This window comes from bacterium (genome assembly GCA_020444065.1).
GTDB lineage: Bacteria > Sumerlaeota > Sumerlaeia > SLMS01 > JAHLLQ01 > JAHLLQ01.
The window spans coordinates 819,503-837,064 of sequence record JAHLLQ010000003.1 but is presented as its reverse complement, the minus strand read 5'-3'; the positions used below and the strand labels follow the sequence as shown (position 1 = coordinate 837,064).

Here is a 17,562-nt window from a genome sequence, read left to right as displayed (position 1 = left end):
CCGCTTGTGCGGGCCCCCGTCAATTCCTTTGAGTTTCAACCTTGCGGCCGTACTTCCCAGGCGGGATACTTAATGCGTTAGCTGCGGCACAGGGGGATAGGGACCCCCCACACCTAGTATCCACCGTTTACAGCGTGGACTACCGGGGTATCTAATCCCGTTCGCTCCCCACGCTTTCGCGCCTCAGCGTCAGTTACGGGCCAGTGAGCCGCCTTCGCCACCGGTGTTCTACCTGATATCTACGCATTCCACCGCTACACCAGGTATTCCGCTCACCTCTCCCGTACTCAAGCCAAGCAGTATCCAGCGCATTCGCTCCGTTAAGCGGTAGCGTTTTCACACCAGACTTGCCCGGCCGCCTACGCGCCCTTTACGCCCAATAAATCCGAATAACGCTTGCACCCTCCGTGTTACCGCGGCTGCTGGCACGGAGTTAGCCGGTGCTTCTTCTCCCGGTACCGTCAAACCTGGATTCACCATCCAGGCGTTCTTCCCGATCGAAAGCGGTTTACACCCCAAGGGGCTTCATCCCGCACGCGGCGTCGCTCGATCAGGCTTTCGCCCATTGTCGAAGCTTCTAGACTGCTGCCCCCCGTAGGAGTCGAGGCCGTATCTCAGTCCTCGTGTGGGTGACCACCCTCTCAGGCCACCTACCCATCGTTGCCTTGGTAGGCCGTTACCCTACCAACAAGCTAATGGGAGTCGGGCCCATCCGGAAGCGCATCACTGCTTTAGACAACAGATCCGAGGATCTGCGATCCACATGCGGTATTAGCCCCGATTTCTCGGAGTTGTCCCCCACTTCCGGGCAGGTTACCCAACTTGTACTCACCAGGTCGCCACTTTCCACTCTATCCGAAGAAAGAGCTTCTCGTACGACTTGCATGCCTAATCCACGCCGCCAGCGTTCATTCTGAGCCAGGATCAAACTCTCCATTGGAAAGATATCCTGTATGTCTAGCCACCGTCCGAAGACGACGGCAGAACAAACTATTGCAAGGTTTTCAACAAAGGTCGAAGCGCTCTTGCGAGACACTTCTTAGGGACCTCGCGCAATCTTGCTTGCTGGCTTCCAGTTGGAGGTTCCAACTGGTTGCACACTCTACTCAGTTTTCAAAGAACAGGCACTCAGGGCGTTTATTTCCCGCAGTGCGTGGCGAAGAACTCTCGGCGATTCCTCGCAACAGCGTCAAGCGTTATTTCGCAAGCTCATCCACTTTTTTCAAAACCCTCATCGGTGCTTCATACTTCGAGAGGCCGAGGGGGCCTTGTGGCTATCGACAGAGCCCGTTGAACTTTGTCGATATCCCGGATGCGCTGCGTTCGTAACACTCAGCTGTTTCGGGAGTTCTTCCTCTCTCTGGGCGGCCAGTTGCCATCCCGTCGAGGGGCCGGAAGTCAACGTCAGGAAGCAGTCCTGAGTCAACCCCCTTTTTTGCTCTTTTCACGATTTTTTTTCGGGGGCTTGGAAGCCTGTCCGAGACCGTGTCTGGAGCCCTGCGCAGCGGCCGTTACTGTCGCCGCACAAGGATCGGAAGCCTACTCACACCGGCTGGGAAGTCAACCCCCAAAACGCACGTTTTTCGTTTTTTTAATTCCCGCCCAAAAAAGACTGATTTTGTTGGGTTTGAGAAGCATTCCGACTCTGTTCTATTTCGGTCCTGTAGGCCGGCTGAGGCAATTCCGGCATCGTGCTCCGCTCGATTGCCTCGAAAGCGGCGGCGCTTCGGGGGGCAATCGGGCTGTTCGGGTCGAGTTGGAAGCCCGCGGCGAAGTGCCGGGCGGCCAGCTTCGCGTCCGCTCCACCCATGAGTAACATCACGCCCAGATAGTAATGGGCGATCGGCTCGTTCGGGCGATTCACAAGGTAGCTGATCAGCAGATCCGCCCCGGCGCGGGGATGCCCGAGTTGGAAGAGGGCCAGTCCGCGGTTCAGATCGGCGCTGAAGAGCTCCTCGTTCCCCCAGAAGTTGGGATGCGGGCGGCGTGTGGCCACGGCCCGGCTGGCAGCGCCAACCACCGCCAGGTACTTCTTGTCCTCCAGCAGGCGCATGGCGGTCAGAGCGTCGTCTTCCGAGGCCGGAATGCCCGGATACTCCGCATCGGGCGGCGGGGGCGGCGTCAGGCGATCGATGTCCCGCCAGGCGTCATCGAGGCGGTTGAAGGCCTGATCCCGCGTGACCCCCTGTCGTCCGTGCCAGGCCATCAGGTCGCCCAGGCCAAGCGCTCCGTTCGTCGGATCATATGTTAGCGTACGGACATCGCGCCCGATCAGGGCAAACGGCGCGAGCGGATCGTTCGGCTGGGCGTCGATCACCGGCTGGGGCAAGGGCATCTCGGGTACGCCGTCCTGCCCGACACTGATAATGAGAGCCCCCAGGTTCCCGACTGGGGCGACGCGGACGACGCGGGCCGGGGCGAACGGGTCCTTCGGAAGGATCGGAACGTCCGCCGGATTGATCTCCAGGCGCGAGCCGTCGGGATTGAACATCGGAAGAGCCGCGCCGCTCTCCCCCAGCGCCGGATATTGACCGTATTTGGAGGCGAAAGCATCCAGGCGCTGGCCCAGGGCGGCGGCATTGGTGTCGAACGCCTTATAGAGTGGGGCCGTCTCGCGCGCTCGGATGGCCTCGCGCCGCTGCAGAGCCAACTGATCGATGAAGGGCTTCGCCACCGGCAGGAATGCGATCGCAATCGCAAACCCCGCCAGGACTCGGCCGTTTCGCGGATTCTCGTTCCCAGGCTTGGCAAATCCAAGGCACCCAATCACAGCGGCCACCGCGAAAATCGGCAGAGCGAGGCCGTTCATGCCGCCGAACATCAGGATGACGCTGGCGACGGCAATCAGGGTGGTCAGCAGTGGAATCGGACCCATGGACTGCGCCTCGAAGGATGATGGTGCATCTGTTCTATAAAGAACGTGCGAAGCGTGCTCGGCGTCAAGCCGATGGATGGAGAATCGCAGCGGTTCGTTTGCCCTTGATCGAATCGACCGACGCGAGAGGATGGAAGCTCGAAGCCTGGAGGAGAGATCATGTCCGTTGAAATCGAACGCGCTCTGAATATCATGAAGGATGCGCTGCTGCGCGAATTGGGAGACGAAGTCGATCTGATCTTTCAATACGGTTCGCAGATCCGCGGCAACACGCACGCGTACTCGGATGTCGACGTTTCGTTTGTTCCGAAGAGCAACGATACGTGGCACAACATCACCGTGTTGGTCGATGGAACGCTGATCGACTTGTATCCGATTCACTGGTCACGGCTCGAACACCTTGCGAACTACGGCCACGTATCGTGTTCGATCATTCATCGTTCGAAGATCGTGTATCAGCGAACTCCGGAAGTCGCTGCGCGGTTCGAAGCGTTGAAGGAGAAGTTGAACGATCGCCTGAAACCGGAGGCGCGCAAGGACACACTGAACCAGGCGGAGGAGATCTTCCAGAAGTCATGCTATGAGTACTACCTGCTCAAACAGTTGGAAGATACCGATCGTCGACTCGCGATTCACCATCATGCGCGCCACATCATGGATGACATGTTGCACTGTATCGGCGTCTGCAACCAGCAGGTCGTCGACACGCGCAGGCTGGAGGATGTGAGAGCGCTGTCGCGATTGCCGGATGGGTTCAGCGAGATCGTCGATCGACTGATTCAAGAAATCGAGCCTCGACAGATTGTCGCAGAGTGCGAAGAACTCATGCGAGCAACGCGCAGTTTCCTGCTGGCGGAACATGCAGAAGTCCATCGCAGCAAGAAGACGATGAGTGAGGTTTTCGATTCGGCGTACCCCGAACTGAAGGCCGATCTGCAACACGTAATGCTGGCGTGTGAACGGGGAGACCGATTTGCGATGCGCCTGACGTCGCCGATTTACGAAGTCCTCGTGCATATGGTGGAAGCCCAATCGGACGTCTGGCATTCGGACTTCCACAGCTTGGCGGAATACGAGAAGGACCTGACAACGCTCGGGTTCCCCGACTTGCTGGCGCGACTAGAGGCGGATGGCCTGGATGGATTGCGAGAGGCCTGCGAGGCATTCGACCTGCGGCTCCGGGATTTCCTTCAAGAGAACGGCGCCGATCTGAAGGAATATGCGACGCTGGACGAACTGGAGGCGGCGCTGGCCACGCCAAAGACCGGCGAGTAGGTGCCAGAACGGGCACTCGAGGCGGGAATAGAAGTTGTTACCTTCCACTGGCGACGAGCGGGGAAGCGAGCAGATGCGGCCCGGCGGCGGCTTTCTCTATAGAGGTTTCGCGCCGACCGTATAAGCGTTTCCCAACTGACGACTCCCTGGAAGGAGATCCCCAATGAGTGGAACCAACCGTAGAGAATTCTTGAAGTCCGGTGGAGCTGCGCTGGCCGGCGCCGCCTTGGCGGGCATTGGAAATGCCCAGGATGATCCCCATAACTCCCCTCACCATGGGCCAATGAGCCATCCGGCCATGATGCGCCAGTTGTTCCCCGGCGCCTACGACGAGGAATCCGGCAAGTGGGTTCTGCCGCCGCTGGCGTACCCGTATGAATCCCTCGAGCCCTACATCGATGCGATGACGATGCGCCTTCATCACGACAAGCACCACCAGGGCTACGTGAACGGCCTCAACAACGCGGAAGAGAAGCTGAAGGAAATGCGCGCGTCGGGCGACTACTCGATGATCGAATACTGGACAAACCAGGCGTCGTTCCACGGCGCCGGGCACTTCCTGCACACGGTTTTCTGGGATAGCATGGGGCCGAATGCGGGCGGCGAGCCGACGGGCTTCATGAAGGAGCAGTTGGATGCCAATTTCGGAGGCTTCAAGCCGTTCAAGGACCAGTTCAGCGCCGCGGCCAAGAAGGTTCAGGGCTCCGGATGGGGCATTCTGGGCTACCAGTTGGCCGGCGGAGGCCTGACGGTCCTGCAGGCACGCAATCATCAGTTGCTCTCGCAGTGGGGAGTAGTGCCGGTGCTGTGCATCGACGTCTGGGAGCACGCCTACTACCTGAATTACCAGAATCGGCGCGGCGATTACGTCGAAGCATTCTGGAACATCGTGAACTGGGAAAACGTCGGGAAACGCCTCGGCTCCCTGGTTGGACAAATGCCGGGAATGCCGAAACCTGAGCACCACATGCCGGGTGGGATGTGATTCCAGTAGACTGGAAAAACGACTGACTGCCGCCGGGACCCATGGGTTCCGGCGGTTCTTTTGGTCCTGCGTTGGCCCATGCCATGCGAACGAGTCTGGCGACGGTTTTGCTACCGCTTGCGGGACGCGCAAGCGATTCGGCACAAGCGCCATGTCGAGGAATCTCAGTCCGAAACATACTGAATTCGGAACGAAGGGCCCAGGATTATGAAGAAGGATCTCGCGCTGGCAGAGATGTTGAAGAATGAGACGGATGTCCTGCATCGGCAGGCCGAGACGGAGGAGTTTCAGACGCTCCTGATGCGCGGCCAGCTCGAGCGCCGTCAACTTGCCGCGTTCTTCGAGCAGTTGTATTGCCTTCACGATTTCCTCGAAACCTGCTGGCGCAAGGCCGAGAAACACTTCCCGGCACTGTCTGGACTGTTGGCTCCGGAGCAGTTTCACACCAACCGTATTGCGCATGATGTCGAGTTCTGGGGCGGGAGCCTGGATGCCGAACCGGGTCCGAGTGTCGACCACCTGATTCGCTGCATCGATTGCGCGGCGACCCAGGATCCGGGATTCCTGGCGGGCGTGGTCTACGTTCTGGAGGGCAGCCGAAACGGGGGGCGCTACCAGGCACTGGCGATTCGCCGGAATCACGATCTGAAAGAAACTGAGGGCACGGAGTACTTCGATCCGTATGGCGATGATCAGCGCAAGACCTGGAAGGCATTCCGCGATCGCTTGAATGCGTTACCGCTGTCTGAGGCGGATCAGTTGGAAGCGTTGGCCGGCGCCCAGCGAACCTTCCAGGCCGTAACCGGTGCGGGCGCCGAAGCATTGCAGCGCGACTCCGACGCCCTGGCGCAATAGCGCTTGCCCGGACATCCGGCGAGCGGTACGACGCGAGGCATGAAGACGCTGATCGACTTGCTGCGCGACGCCGCAAAGGCCGAAGGAACCCGCCCCGCGTTGTTCATCGGAGGGCGAAGATACTCTTTCCAAGACCTCCACAAACAAAGCGATGCGTTCGCGAAAGGCCTTGTGGCTCAGGGCGTTTCAAGCGGCGATCGCATTTCTTGCTTCCTGCCAAATGGAATTGAGTTTCTGGTTTCCTACCTGGGCGCGTTGAAAGCGGGCGCGATCTTCAATCCGCTGAACAGGGTCTATCGGAGTGGCGAGATTCGCCAGGCAGTGGAGGATTATACTCCACGCTTCTTTATCGCGGACAGCGATGGCTGGCAGGTCTCGGCGGAAGTCCTGCAGGACGCGGAGTGCGTCGAGCGGATCATTCTCGTCGGCGATTCGAGCGCTGAGGATGACCGGATTCTCTCATGGGAAAAAGTGGGGACGGAGTCAAAGAACGTCGTCCTACCGAAGATCGATTCGGAAAGCACGGCGGGGATTTTCTCGACATCGGGAACAACAGGGCGGGCGAAAGGTGCGATGCTCAGCCATCGCAACTTCGTCACAAACTCCCGCGCGATTGTCAGCGCATGGCGCTGGACGCGCGATGACATTCTAGTCATCGCCCTGCCGCTGTTTCACATGCACGGACTGGGCGTCGCGTTTCACGGCTGGATGACAACGCGTTCCACATTGCACGTGTTGCCTCGGTTCGACGCGGAGAAGGTCCTCGTCGCGCTTCAGAAGAACCGAGCGACGATGTTCTTTGGCGTCCCGACGATGTATGCTCGCTTGAATGCCGTCGAAAGACCGGAGCGATTCGATCTCTCTCAGATGCGGCTGTTTGTTTCGGGTTCCGCCCCCCTTCCGCCCAAGCAATTTGTCCGCTTCCGCGAGCGCTTCGAGCACGAGGTCCTCGAACGCTACGGCATGACGGAGACAGGGATGCTGCTGGGAAATCCGTACGAGGGGGCACGCGTGCCCGGCACCGTCGGATTCCCATTTCCCGAAGTCGAAGCGCGTCTTGTCGATGGCGAAGTCCAGGTCCGCGGACCCAATGTGTTCGCAGGATACTGGCAACGACCAGAAGAAACGGCCGAATCTTTCGATGGCGACTGGTTTCGGACAGGCGATTTGGGAACACAGGACGAAGAAGGCCGTTTTACGCTGTGCGGGCGGCGTTCCGAGTTGATCCTGGTCGGCGGATACAATGTCTATCCGCGCGAGGTCGAGGAGGCGATTGAGTCGCACCCGGGCGTGCAGGAGTGCGCGGTCGCAGGAGTCGACGACGATGATCTGGGGCAAGTTCCAGCTGCGTGGATCGTGGACGCGGAGTCGCCCGCGACCGACGAGGAACTGGCCGCATGGTGCGCTGATCGGCTGGCTCGGTACAAGGTCCCAAGGCGTTTCGCCAGGGTCAATGAGCTCCCCAGGAATGCGATGGGAAAGGTCGCCCGCCACCGTCTGGAGGTCGATTGACGGGGGTTTGCAGCGAATTCCCGGCTTTTTTGTCCAAAGTTTCCTGTGAAGCCCCATTTCGGGCTTTCCCCAACAGACGCCCCCCGCTAGCAATTGAGATGCAATGGTTCAGACGCCTCGCCGCCTGGCGAGAGAGTATTGGCGTGGGCACGGTAAACGATGCGCGTACTGGTCATCGAGGATTGCGAGAGCAACGCGGAGATCCTGGCGGAGCTCGTGAAGTCCTCTGGCCATGAGGTTCGCGTCGCCTACGACGGCGAGTCCGGCCTCGAACAGGCTCGCCTCTACTGCCCTCACGTCGTCTTCACAGATTATCGCATGCCGGGCATGGATGGCCTGGAGGTCTGTCAGCGACTCCGCCAGATGAATCGCTACGCGCACGTCGTGATGGTCACGGCGTTCGGAAGCGAGAAGGTCGCGCTGGATGCGCTGCACCACGGCGCGAGCAATTACCTGACAAAGCCGATCAATCCAGACTACCTGATGTATATGCTCGGGAAGTACGACGAGAATGTGCAGTCGCAGGAAGACTTGCGCCGGGTCAACCAGTGCATCTGCCGGATCTCGACTGACATCGAAATGCCGTGCAATCCGCGACTGGTCGCGCCGGTTGTGGATCGGATTCTGCGCGAGGTGGAAGACCAGTGGCCACAGGCGGACATCAACGGTCTGCACTTGGGCCTCGAGGAGATTCTGCGGAACGCGATCGAGCACGGAAACCTCGAGATCGGCATGGAAACAAAGACCATTGCATTGCGCGAGTTCCGTCTGACCGAACTGATCGAAGAGCGCATGGAAGAGCCAAAGCTGGCCGAGCGAACTGTGAAGATCCACTACGAGATCGAAGACGGTTGCATGACGTGCGTGATCGAGGACGAGGGGCCCGGATTCGATTATGAGCACTTGCCGGATCCGCTTTCCGAGGACGGCCTCGAACGCCTGAATGGGCGAGGGATTTTCCTGACCCGTGCATTCTTCGACGAAGTGAACTACCAGGGCCGCGGCAATCGCGTGGAACTCGTTAAGCACCTGGCGGTCGATCCGAGCCTGGATGCGATCCCGACGGGATGACCTCCCCTTCTTCCACTCAACAAGACTGCCTGGAGTTGACGCCGCCCCGAGCGTTTGCAACAAACGCCGGCTGACGATTTTGCGATCGAGGTTCGAGAGATGATTGAAGGTGTCAAGACACACAAACTGACCGTGCACTGCGATGAACGCGGGCGCCTGATGGAAATGCTCCGCCGCGACGATCCGGACATGGACGTGACCTTCGGGCAGGTCTATATGACGACCGCCTACCCCGGCGTTACGAAGGCTTGGCACTATCACAAGTACCAAACGGATCACTTCGTCTGCGTGAAGGGCATGATGAAAGTCGTCCTATACGACGCTCGCCCCGACTCCCTCACCAGCGGCGAAGTGAATGAGTTTTTCATCGGCGAACACAACCAGATGATCGTCGAGATCCCCGCTCTCGTGTATCATGGCTTCAAGTGCATCAGCGACACCGAGGCGATCGTGATCAACACGACGACGAATACCTACAACTACAAAGAGCCAGACGAATACCGCGTCGCCCCCCACAGCGGAGAGATTCCGTACGATTGGTCGCGGAAGGATGGGTAGGAAGTGCAGTGGCTAGTGGCTAGTGGCGAGTAAGAACAAGATCGCTGCAAGCAGGTTCCAGTGATCGCTTCAGATTAATCACTCTGCGTTCTTTGCCTCTCAGCGAGTGATGATTCTCACGCAAAATTCATAGTTCATTCGTTCGTCTTGAACGGCCTGGCGTCAGGCTGCCGATGGCAATGGCGGTTTGGTACGTTCCAGGTGGGTTGTGGTCTGTAAGTCGCAAAGGGATACCGCCATTGCCTATCTCTCCCGGAGCGCGATCCGCCTGGGAAACCAAATGAAGGAGGGCCGAAAGATGAGCATTCGCTTCCCCCGAATCCGCCCAAGTCTTGTCACCGCGGGACTTATCGGCACCATGACCCTCTCCGGCGTGGCGTTGGCCGCTTTGCCTCAAGAAGCTGCCAAGAAAGAAGCACCTTCAATCCAGTGGACGACTTTGAACCAGACGAACAATTTGTACCCGGGAGCCACCTACTTCCTGCGGGCCAAATTGAACAGCGTGATCAATCCAGGGCCTCAATCGGAACGGCCCTGTTGGCTCCAACTGGCAGATGAAACCGGCACGCGCCAGGTGCGTGTCGATCGCGATACCTGGAACAACATGAAGTTCCACGACGAGATCCAGCCGGGCACCTTTGTGGAGATCTTCGTGAAGGGCAAGGATGCCGGCGAACGTGTCGACCTCGTCTTGCCGAATGCATGGAACATCAAGATTCTCGATGGCCAACCGACAGCGGAAGAATCCGAAGAACCGGAAGCAACACCACGAGCCGCGGTTGTTCGCCCGATCACAGTTGGCCCGACGCCCACGGTCACACCGATTCCCGGCGGCGCATCGCTGCTGGTGCCTGAACCCATCAGTGCAATCGCCTCGAAGGCGATCGGCTCCGATGCACGCGTTCGCGGAATGGTAACCAATATCGTTGAGCCGCGCTCAGAGACTGCGCCGGTTCGCGTGGACCTCCAGGACGACAGCGGCACAATCCATGTTGTCTATTGGTCGAATGTGGCCGATGCTATGAATGCGGAAACGCGCCCCGAAATCGGCGCGACCTTGGAAGTACTCGGAGAAGTGGATATCTATCAGGGAGAGACGGAGCTACGCGTGAATGCTCCGAACAATATCAGCAAGTGGGCGGAAGTGGCGATGCGATAATGGGAAAGGAGTCCCACGATGGATTTCCACGGAATGGAGAAGTTGCTGGCAGTCCTGGTAGTGATCCTGATTTGGGCCCTGGGATTCTTGATGGGGATTTGGGCCTCGGATGTGAAAGAAGAACAACTCTGATTCAATAGTTTCCCTCGTGCGGAGATTCCTCGGGTGCTGCAGTTTCTCCGCCAAACGAACCCGCCCACTCCCCCCGGGCGGGTTCGTTGCTTTAACGACGACTCGCCCCGGCCGAGACCGGGGCGAGTTGCCAAATGCTACTGCGGCTATTGCTTACTTGGATTCCATCGCGGACTTGATGTCTTCACGCAGAACGTCCGCAAGATCCGGCACGAGGCCAACGTGCACGTTGGCGATCTTGCCATCGGGTGCGACGATGACCGTAGTAGGAATAGACTTCACGAGGTAATCCGTCATGAGGTCTTCGTCGTCGCCTGTCATGACCTGAGTCATGGTGATGTCATTGCTGGAAGTGAAATCGACAATCTTCGCCTTCCGCTCTTCCATCGGATCCTGGTCCGTGTTCATTGCCCAGAAGACAACGTTCTCATCCTTCATTTCGTCGGCGACCTTCTGAAGGATTGGCATGCCTTTCTTGCACGGAGGGCACCACGTTGCCCAAAAGTCCATGACAACGACTTTGCCCTTCTGGTCGGCCAGAGAGACTTCCTTGCCTTCCATCGTCTTGAGCGTGAAGTCGGGTGCGGGCTGACCGATCAGCTCATCCGGTCCCTTCATCATGGCAACGACCTGCGCCGTGATGTCGTCGTAGCCCTCGGGGATCTCCGTCGAAAGCTCGGGCTTCGGGACGTCTTCGCCAAACGCCTGGTCGTCGTATTCAACGAGCAGCTTCGGACCGCCGTTGCCCATGGAGAGCTGCGAGCGCAATGCTGAACCACTGAGTGGATCGATGAAGAGCGTGTGTGTCCCGTCTTCCGGATCCGTCAAGGCAACGGCCGGCTTCGAATCCAGTTCGGTGACTTCGGCATTCCAGTTGGCAAATCCATCGGTCCCATTCACGACGATGTCGAGAATCGGAATCTGGCCGAGAATGTTACCAACGAGGGGATTCTCTTCCATCAGTGCCTGGATGCCGCCCTCTTCGGGAACGTCCAGAACCATGGCGCTCTTCTCGCCAACGAGGGAGACGAGCATCTCGCCGCCTGTGGATGTGACGTCGAGAGCGTCAAAATCCATCGAGAGATCGTTCGGCGCCCAGTAGGCAAACTCGGCTGTCTGTGCGGGGAACTGATCCATCGGCTTGCCGTCGCCGCCGAGAGCGCTGAGCTTGACGGTCGCGGAGTAGGCGCCCAGACCTGCGTACTTGCCAGCGAAAGCCTCAAGGGCCTTCTTCGGCGAGATCTCGGGGAGCTTCTCCTGGAGTGTCGATTCCATGGACGACTCGGGAACCTTGTCAACGGAGCCGAGCTGGGCCGGCGAGAGCGCCGGTGCGGCGAGCATCAGCGCCAGAGTGGCGGCACCCGCGATCGTTTTCATGCGAAAAATCATGGAGTTTCCTTTCATATGCCCGCGCCTCCTCGGTGCGGTGCTGGTTGTAAAGCCGACTGAGCCGCCGGCGCTCGGGATTGCTAAGTGCAACTTTCCGGCCAAGAGGTTTTTCGAGCCATTTGGCTAAAACTGGATCGGATTAGCCCATTTCCGACCGCTTCAGAGCCGGAATCCCAGCGCTTCGGCGCACGATTTCCATTCTTCGGGCAATTCCGGCGCACTCAGCCGGAAGTTCCGAAACTCGCGCCGCACGGGGTATTCCTTGCGCAGACGGTCGAACCACTCGGGGCGGCGATCCTCAGGGAGCGCCAAGGAGCGGCGCAACCGTTCATCGTCTTCGAGAATCGGGTAGGAATGCCGCACCGCCTCGGCCAGGAAGGCCTCGAAACTGGATTGTGCGCCGATTTCGATGGTCGGCTCTGCAGGTTCCGGAAGACTGGGCTGCCAGAGCTCTTCGAAGCCGAAGAACTCACGAACCGCGGCCGCCAGCATCGTCGTGCCATTCGTCTTCCCGTCCAGGCTGTATCCTGCAATGTGAGGCGTGGCGATGTTGACCATCTCCAAAAGACGGGTGTCTATGTCGGGTTCACCCTCCCAGACGTCAAGGATGGCGCCGCGCAGCCAGCCGGATTGCAGCGCGGTCAAGAGCGCCGCATTGTCGACAACCGGCCCCCGGGAGGTGTTCAGCATGACGGCCGTGGGCTTCATCGCCGCCAGGCCAGCATCCCCAAGCAGGTGGATGGTGCAATCGGGCCCCTCGCGATTGAGCGGAACGTGGAAGGTGACAAAGTCGGATTCTCTGAGCAGATCATCCAGTGCGACGAAAGGACCTGGGTCGCCGGCGCGCTCCAGCGGCGGATCGTTGACCAGGACTTTGAGTCCCAGGGCCGGGGCCACTTTGGCAAGGGCTGAGCCGATGTTCCCTCGCCCAACGATCCCGAGCGTCTTGCCGGCCAGCGGCTCCCCCGCGCGAAGGGAAGTCTCGATAAGCGCCGCGACGACGTACTCGACGACCGACCTGGCATTGCTGCCGGCCGCGCTGGAGAATCCGATTCCCCGCTGCTGGAGATAGGGCAGATCGATGTGATCCGTCCCGATCGTAGCAGTCCCGACGAAACGGACCGGCGTGCCGTCGAGCAAGTCGGCATCGACCCGCGTGACGGACCGCACCAGCAGCACGTCCGCCTCCGCGACATCGCGACGGGTCAACGAGCGGCCGGCCACCAGTCGCACATCGCCGACGGGCGACATGGCTTCGCGAATCAGCGGGATGTTCTCGTCTGCAATTATGAGCATGGGTGGAGGCGGATGGGCTCGCTATCCGTTCTTGTCCTTGCGCGCCCGGGGGCGAGAGCGGAGACTGCTGTCCGCTTTTGAGATCTCAATCGGAGAACCAGATCGCACGACCATGAGAACGCTACTGTTGCCCCGCCGAAGCGAGCAAGGCCGAACCGCGCTCCGCTTGTATGTGATCCTTGCAATGCTGACCGCCCTTGTCGCCGTGGGTTGCGACCATTCGCGGACCGACTTCGACAACGATGGGCCCGTCCTGGCCGTCGCCCCGCCACTGGGAGAGAACCCGAGCATGCAGCCCGTGCTGGCTGCTCTCGGCGCCCTGCGGGATCCGGCGACCGGATTTGGCGGCCAGAAGGTCATTCCCTGGCAGTTCGATGCGCCGGGCAGTTCGTTCGTCGATGCCGCAACGGGCGAAGCAATCGCCACGGGCAACGTCCTGATGCCCGCCGGGGTTGGTTTCTCCGAGGACCTGTCGATGGGACTGGAGATGACTGGAACGGACCTGGACGCGTGGGTCTTTGTGCCGGGTTACCTGCCAAAGCAGGTCAAGGTCGCCGCACTGCTTGGCCTGGAAGACGCATCGGTTGAATTCGAGCGCGCGCTATATGGCGTACATGTCGGCAAGGTCTGGGGTGCTGCAAACGAGGCCATTCCGACATCGCTGACGCCGCCGGCCGGCGCCATTCACCGCACGCAATACGAGGACTTCACCGCGGCACTGAAACGCCGCGGCTACAACGTCGGCGGGCTGGAGTTGCTGGACGCGTACCTCGCCGACCCAGCACAGGTTCCGGTTCGCAGCGTCGTCGTCACAGGACTCGAAGACGTCGAACAGGGCATCTTCGATGTGCAGGATCCATTGCTGACGAAGTTCTATGCGGCAGGCGAACCTGCGCAGTTGTTGCTCCCGTCGGATTCGCTAAACGCGATGCTTCTGAAGGCGGGTGCGCTGACGACTCCGCTGGCCGACGACCCCGTCATCGATGACAACGAAGATGCGAAGTTCAGCGCCACGGGAAATTGGGAGACTCGCCGGAATAGCCGGGAGACATCGACCTACGGATTGAACGCGCTGGTGACAGACGATCCGGAGGCCGAGGCGCTTTGGATTATCGAAGGATTGGAGGAAGGCCGTCATGCCACGTGGTTGTATTGGGATCACCGGGTCGCACGATCGAAGAAGGCGCTGCTCGAGATCGGCCTGGTTGAGCAGGGCCGTCCTTTGGTAACCTGGGAGATCGACATGACGACAGGAACCGGCGCGTGGAATCGGTTGGGCGATTGGGTCGCGATCAGCTCGCGGCCGCTGTTCGTTCGATTGCGCACGGGCGACGGCCGGACAATCATGGCCGATGCGATCAAGTTCCAACCTTTGCCTGAAGAGGACGCGCAATGAGGTTTCGTTTCCAGGCAGTCGATTCACGCGGGAGAGTCGTGCGCGAAATCATGCGCGCGGACAACGAAGAGGAGGCCCGCGAGATCCTGCTGGATGAAGAGCTGTTTCCGAAGTCCCTCGAGCCGGTCGGCGAAGACGAAAAAGTCACGTGGGTGGCGCGTGATCGCGTGAAACGGCGCGCCGGCGAAGCGGCCGCAAGAGCGACCGAGACAGCGCCGCGCGTCAGCGGTTCCGTGCCGCACGCGCACACGACGCTGCACCGCGGCAACGAATCCGTCCAGGGGTTGCTTGGTGTGCGCGAAGACGATACGTTGCTCTTCCAGCCCGACAAATCGAATGAAGCGACGATCGTGCTGACTCCCGATCGTGTGGAGGACGCACAACTGTCGGGATTTCCACTCCGTCAATTGCGGGTCTTCCAGTTGGACGGAGAGTTGCTTGAGTTTCCTGCGGGCTTTCTCTTCTCCGGCCCGATTTTCCGCCGGATCACCAAGACATTCGGACGAAAGAAGGCGAAGAAGGCCGCAAAGGGCAAGTGACTGGCGACGACATTCGTCCGGGATAGTCTTGTCAATTCGGTGAGTTCCGTTCAATAATCCTCGCATGATGCAGAGCATCCTCAACTTCTTCCGCTGGCTGTTCACAAAGACGATCCCCGCCGGTCGCCTGCTGGGCATTCCGTTGCGAGTGCACCTGGCGCTGGTGATCGTGCTCCCTTTCTTTGCGATGCCCTACTTCCAGGAAGGCCTTCCGATTTGGCAGGGAGCAATCCTGGCACTGATCTTCATTGGCGTGCTCTATGGTTCAGTGCTGGCGCATGAGTTCGGTCACGCGTGGGGCAATCGATTGGTTGGCGGTCACACTGAAGTCATTATCCTGACACCGATTGGCGGCATGGCAGTCGGAACAGGTTCGAGCCTCTCACCACGAACGGAGTTGCTGGTCGTTGCGCTCGGTCCTGCGGTTAGTATCGTCCTGGCCGTCATCGGTCAGTTGCTGCTTCTGGGTGTGGGAGGCCTGCTGACAGGGCGCGGCTTTGGATTGTTCGCCGTGTACTGGTTCGTGCTGATGCTTGCGCGGTTGAACACGATGCTGGCTCTCTTCAATCTGCTCTTTCCGTTGTTTCCGATGGATAGCGCCAAGCTGATCCGCGCGGCGCTTTCGCTGAAGTACAATCCCGGGCGCGTGACGTATCGCGTGTCGCAGGTGGGCGTCGTGCTGGGCATTGTTCTTCTGATGGCGCTCCTCACGCACATCGAACTACCATTGATCGGGCCGGCCAACATCTGGCTGGCGATCATCGGTTTGCTCGGCATCCAGGCGTGCCTGATGGAGCAACAGCGAATCCGTTACGGACCCGTGTATGGTCAGGAAGATTCCTGGGGTGATCGAACGGTCTTCTACGACAACGAGATCATGGATCGCGCAAAGCGCCGCGCGCGCGAAGACATGGGCGGACTGATTCCCGGCGGGAAGTCTTCCAAGAAGAAGCGCCCACCTCGCCCGAAGGGCCCCGCCAAAGTCATCGAAATCGGCCCGCGCCCCGAACCCGAAGATGTCACGGACACCGCGCAATTGCGCGAGATGCTGCGCGAAGCGGTCGCCCACGAAGACTTCCGCCGCGCCGCCGCCATCAAGAAACGCATCGAAGAACTGAAATCGCAGTCGGGGTGAGTGTGACTCCGAACCGGTTGCTTCCCAAAACCCCAAGCGTACACGTACTCAGCGAAGCGGTACTCGTACTCGAAGAAACCGAGTACGTGTACGAGTACGAGTTCGAGTACGCTCAGAGGCGCGTGCGTTCGGCGTGAATCGGGTTCTGAACAACCGCACGAACGCGATAGTGGTGGTGGTCTTCCTCCGCGATCTGGATTGCAAACCCGCAGGAGGCGATGAGTTTGGCCGCCTCCTCGACGGGCGGCAGCATGTCTTCCGCCACTTCATCCGAGGAGCCGTGGAGCGCATTCAGTTCTTCGCGGCTCGAGAAGTGAACCAGATCGAGCACGGCCTCCGGCTTCCCCATCCGGTGGCATTGTACCAACGCCTTCGTCCAGGGACGAAGGTGCGGAAACGTGCTGATGATGAAAACGTGATCGAACACATCGGATGCAAGGGTTGTTTCGTGCAACGCCTCATGAACGAAGCGAACGTTCGCACGACCGTCCAGTCTTTCACGGGCGACCCGCAGCATACCCTCCGACGAATCGAGCCCGACGACACTCCCCCGCGGAGCGCGATCAGCCAGTAGTGCCGTATAGCGCCCGGTTCCGCAGCCGATGTCGAGCACGGACGCGTCCGGCGCGATCTGCAGGCTGGCGATCCAGGGCTCGAAGAACGGAAAGGCCTCCGGCGGCGGGACTTCGTCGTCCCACCGCCTGGCCAGTTCGTCGAAGAAATCGTTACTCATGGAGCCGTCGGATTGATGGCGCTCTCGGTCATGTGCTGGCAACGCACGATGTCGCCATCGCTGACCGTACCGTTCGACGGATCGTAGACGCGGTTATTCTTGATGTCGAGGCCGCGATCGCAGTCCGGACCTGCGCACACCAGACGCCAGTGTCCCCAGGCGGGGATCAGCTCGGACGCCCATGCGGGGCCGGGGCTCGGGAAGTTGGCCACGTGCTGGTCGAGGTTCAGGAACTCGATCAAGCGATTCTCTTCCGGGCCGGTGAACTGCGTCGCGAAGTTATCCGGCAGACGCGACGTCATGTACGCGATCGGGGTCGTCAGGGGCGGCCCGACGAAGCAGGTCTGGTCGTTCATGTCGTTCACGGACGCCGGGTACTCGACGACGCCAGCGGAGGTGACACGACCGTACGGCGGATAGTGGTTCGCATCGACGGCATAGGATTCCAGCGCCGTGGCAAAGGACCTCATGTCGCTGAGCGACCGGCTGATTTTCGAGCGGACTTGTGCCTCAAGGAAGTTCGGTACGGCGATGGCTGCCAATATGGCAATAATGGCAACAACAATAAGTAATTCGATCAGAGTGAACGCGCTCCTCCTGCGCATTTCCTCATCCTCCTCTCTCCCAGATTTCCGTCGGTCTAGAATGATCG

At 59.8% G+C, this 17,562-nt stretch carries 15 protein-coding genes and 1 rRNA gene; 10 read left to right on the top strand and 6 right to left on the bottom strand.

The genetic code is table 11. The annotated features are described in order from the left end of the window. Both KQI84_11195 and KQI84_11190 read right to left on the bottom strand, forming a co-directional pair. Nucleotides 1-940: ribosomal RNA gene (locus tag KQI84_11195) — 16S ribosomal RNA — on the bottom strand; the annotation flags it as partial. Between the two features lie 651 nt (nt 941-1,591). Beyond that, nucleotides 1,592-2,875: a hypothetical protein gene (locus KQI84_11190; GenBank protein MCB2155443.1), complete on the bottom strand. Its 1,284-nt coding sequence runs from the start codon at nt 2,873-2,875 to the stop codon at nt 1,592-1,594. A 159-nt stretch (nt 2,876-3,034) separates the two neighbouring features. On the opposite strand from KQI84_11190, the gene KQI84_11185 reads away from it, so the two are divergent. The 7 genes from KQI84_11185 to KQI84_11155 all read left to right on the top strand — a co-directional run bounded on the left by KQI84_11185 (nt 3,035) and on the right by KQI84_11155 (nt 10,290). Continuing rightward, nucleotides 3,035-4,150, top strand: a complete 1,116-nt coding sequence (locus tag KQI84_11185) for a hypothetical protein (protein ID MCB2155442.1) — start codon at nt 3,035-3,037, stop codon at nt 4,148-4,150. Between the two features lie 163 nt (nt 4,151-4,313). Then, the gene (locus tag KQI84_11180) at nt 4,314-5,135 is read left to right on the top strand and encodes a superoxide dismutase (GenBank protein MCB2155441.1); all 822 of its coding nucleotides are present in this window, start codon (nt 4,314-4,316) and stop codon (nt 5,133-5,135) included. A gap of 207 nt (nt 5,136-5,342) precedes the next feature. Continuing rightward, entirely contained in the window at nt 5,343-5,990 is a 648-nt protein-coding gene (locus tag KQI84_11175) for a biliverdin-producing heme oxygenase (GenBank protein MCB2155440.1), read from the top strand. A 39-nt stretch (nt 5,991-6,029) separates the two neighbouring features. Further along, nucleotides 6,030-7,502, top strand: a complete 1,473-nt coding sequence (locus tag KQI84_11170) for an AMP-binding protein (protein ID MCB2155439.1) — start codon at nt 6,030-6,032, stop codon at nt 7,500-7,502. 159 nt (nt 7,503-7,661) lie between these two features. Beyond that, nucleotides 7,662-8,573 carry a response regulator gene (locus tag KQI84_11165; protein MCB2155438.1) on the top strand — a complete coding sequence of 304 codons (912 nt, stop codon included), beginning with the start codon at nt 7,662-7,664 and terminating at the stop codon, nt 8,571-8,573. Nucleotides 8,574-8,672: 99 nt separating this feature from the next. Next, nucleotides 8,673-9,131 (top strand): dTDP-4-dehydrorhamnose 3,5-epimerase family protein, encoded by a 459-nt coding sequence (locus KQI84_11160; GenBank protein MCB2155437.1) that lies wholly within the window; start codon nt 8,673-8,675, stop codon nt 9,129-9,131. Between the two features lie 298 nt (nt 9,132-9,429). After that, complete coding sequence (locus tag KQI84_11155) at nt 9,430-10,290, top strand: hypothetical protein (protein ID MCB2155436.1); 861 nt, start codon at nt 9,430-9,432, stop codon at nt 10,288-10,290. Nucleotides 10,291-10,575: 285 nt separating this feature from the next. Here KQI84_11155 and KQI84_11150 read toward each other — a convergent pair whose 3' ends face one another. Then, the gene (locus KQI84_11150; protein MCB2155435.1) at nt 10,576-11,811 is read right to left on the bottom strand and encodes a redoxin domain-containing protein; all 1,236 of its coding nucleotides are present in this window, start codon (nt 11,809-11,811) and stop codon (nt 10,576-10,578) included. A gap of 159 nt (nt 11,812-11,970) precedes the next feature. Further along, nucleotides 11,971-13,107, bottom strand: coding sequence for a 4-phosphoerythronate dehydrogenase (locus tag KQI84_11145; GenBank protein ID MCB2155434.1), 1,137 nt, complete (start codon nt 13,105-13,107; stop codon nt 11,971-11,973). Nucleotides 13,108-13,219: 112 nt separating this feature from the next. Here KQI84_11145 and KQI84_11140 point away from each other — a divergent pair, with 112 nt between their 5' ends. The 3 genes from KQI84_11140 to KQI84_11130 all read left to right on the top strand — a co-directional run bounded on the left by KQI84_11140 (nt 13,220) and on the right by KQI84_11130 (nt 16,177). Further along, entirely contained in the window at nt 13,220-14,503 is a 1,284-nt protein-coding gene (locus KQI84_11140; GenBank protein ID MCB2155433.1) for a hypothetical protein, read from the top strand. Next, on the top strand, nt 14,500-15,042 hold the full coding sequence (locus KQI84_11135) for a hypothetical protein (protein ID MCB2155432.1): 543 nt from the start codon (nt 14,500-14,502) through the stop codon (nt 15,040-15,042). Before KQI84_11140 ends, KQI84_11135 begins: the two co-directional genes overlap by 4 nt. 64 nt (nt 15,043-15,106) lie before the next feature. Then, complete coding sequence (locus KQI84_11130; GenBank protein MCB2155431.1) at nt 15,107-16,177, top strand: UvrB/UvrC motif-containing protein; 1,071 nt, start codon at nt 15,107-15,109, stop codon at nt 16,175-16,177. Nucleotides 16,178-16,289: 112 nt separating this feature from the next. Here KQI84_11130 and KQI84_11125 read toward each other — a convergent pair whose 3' ends face one another. Further along, nucleotides 16,290-16,910, bottom strand: coding sequence for a class I SAM-dependent methyltransferase (locus KQI84_11125; protein ID MCB2155430.1), 621 nt, complete (start codon nt 16,908-16,910; stop codon nt 16,290-16,292). Continuing rightward, the gene (locus KQI84_11120) at nt 16,907-17,515 is read right to left on the bottom strand and encodes a prepilin-type N-terminal cleavage/methylation domain-containing protein (protein MCB2155429.1); all 609 of its coding nucleotides are present in this window, start codon (nt 17,513-17,515) and stop codon (nt 16,907-16,909) included. The genes KQI84_11125 and KQI84_11120 overlap by 4 nt, the downstream gene beginning before the upstream one ends. Between the last annotated feature and the right edge of the window lie 47 nt (nt 17,516-17,562).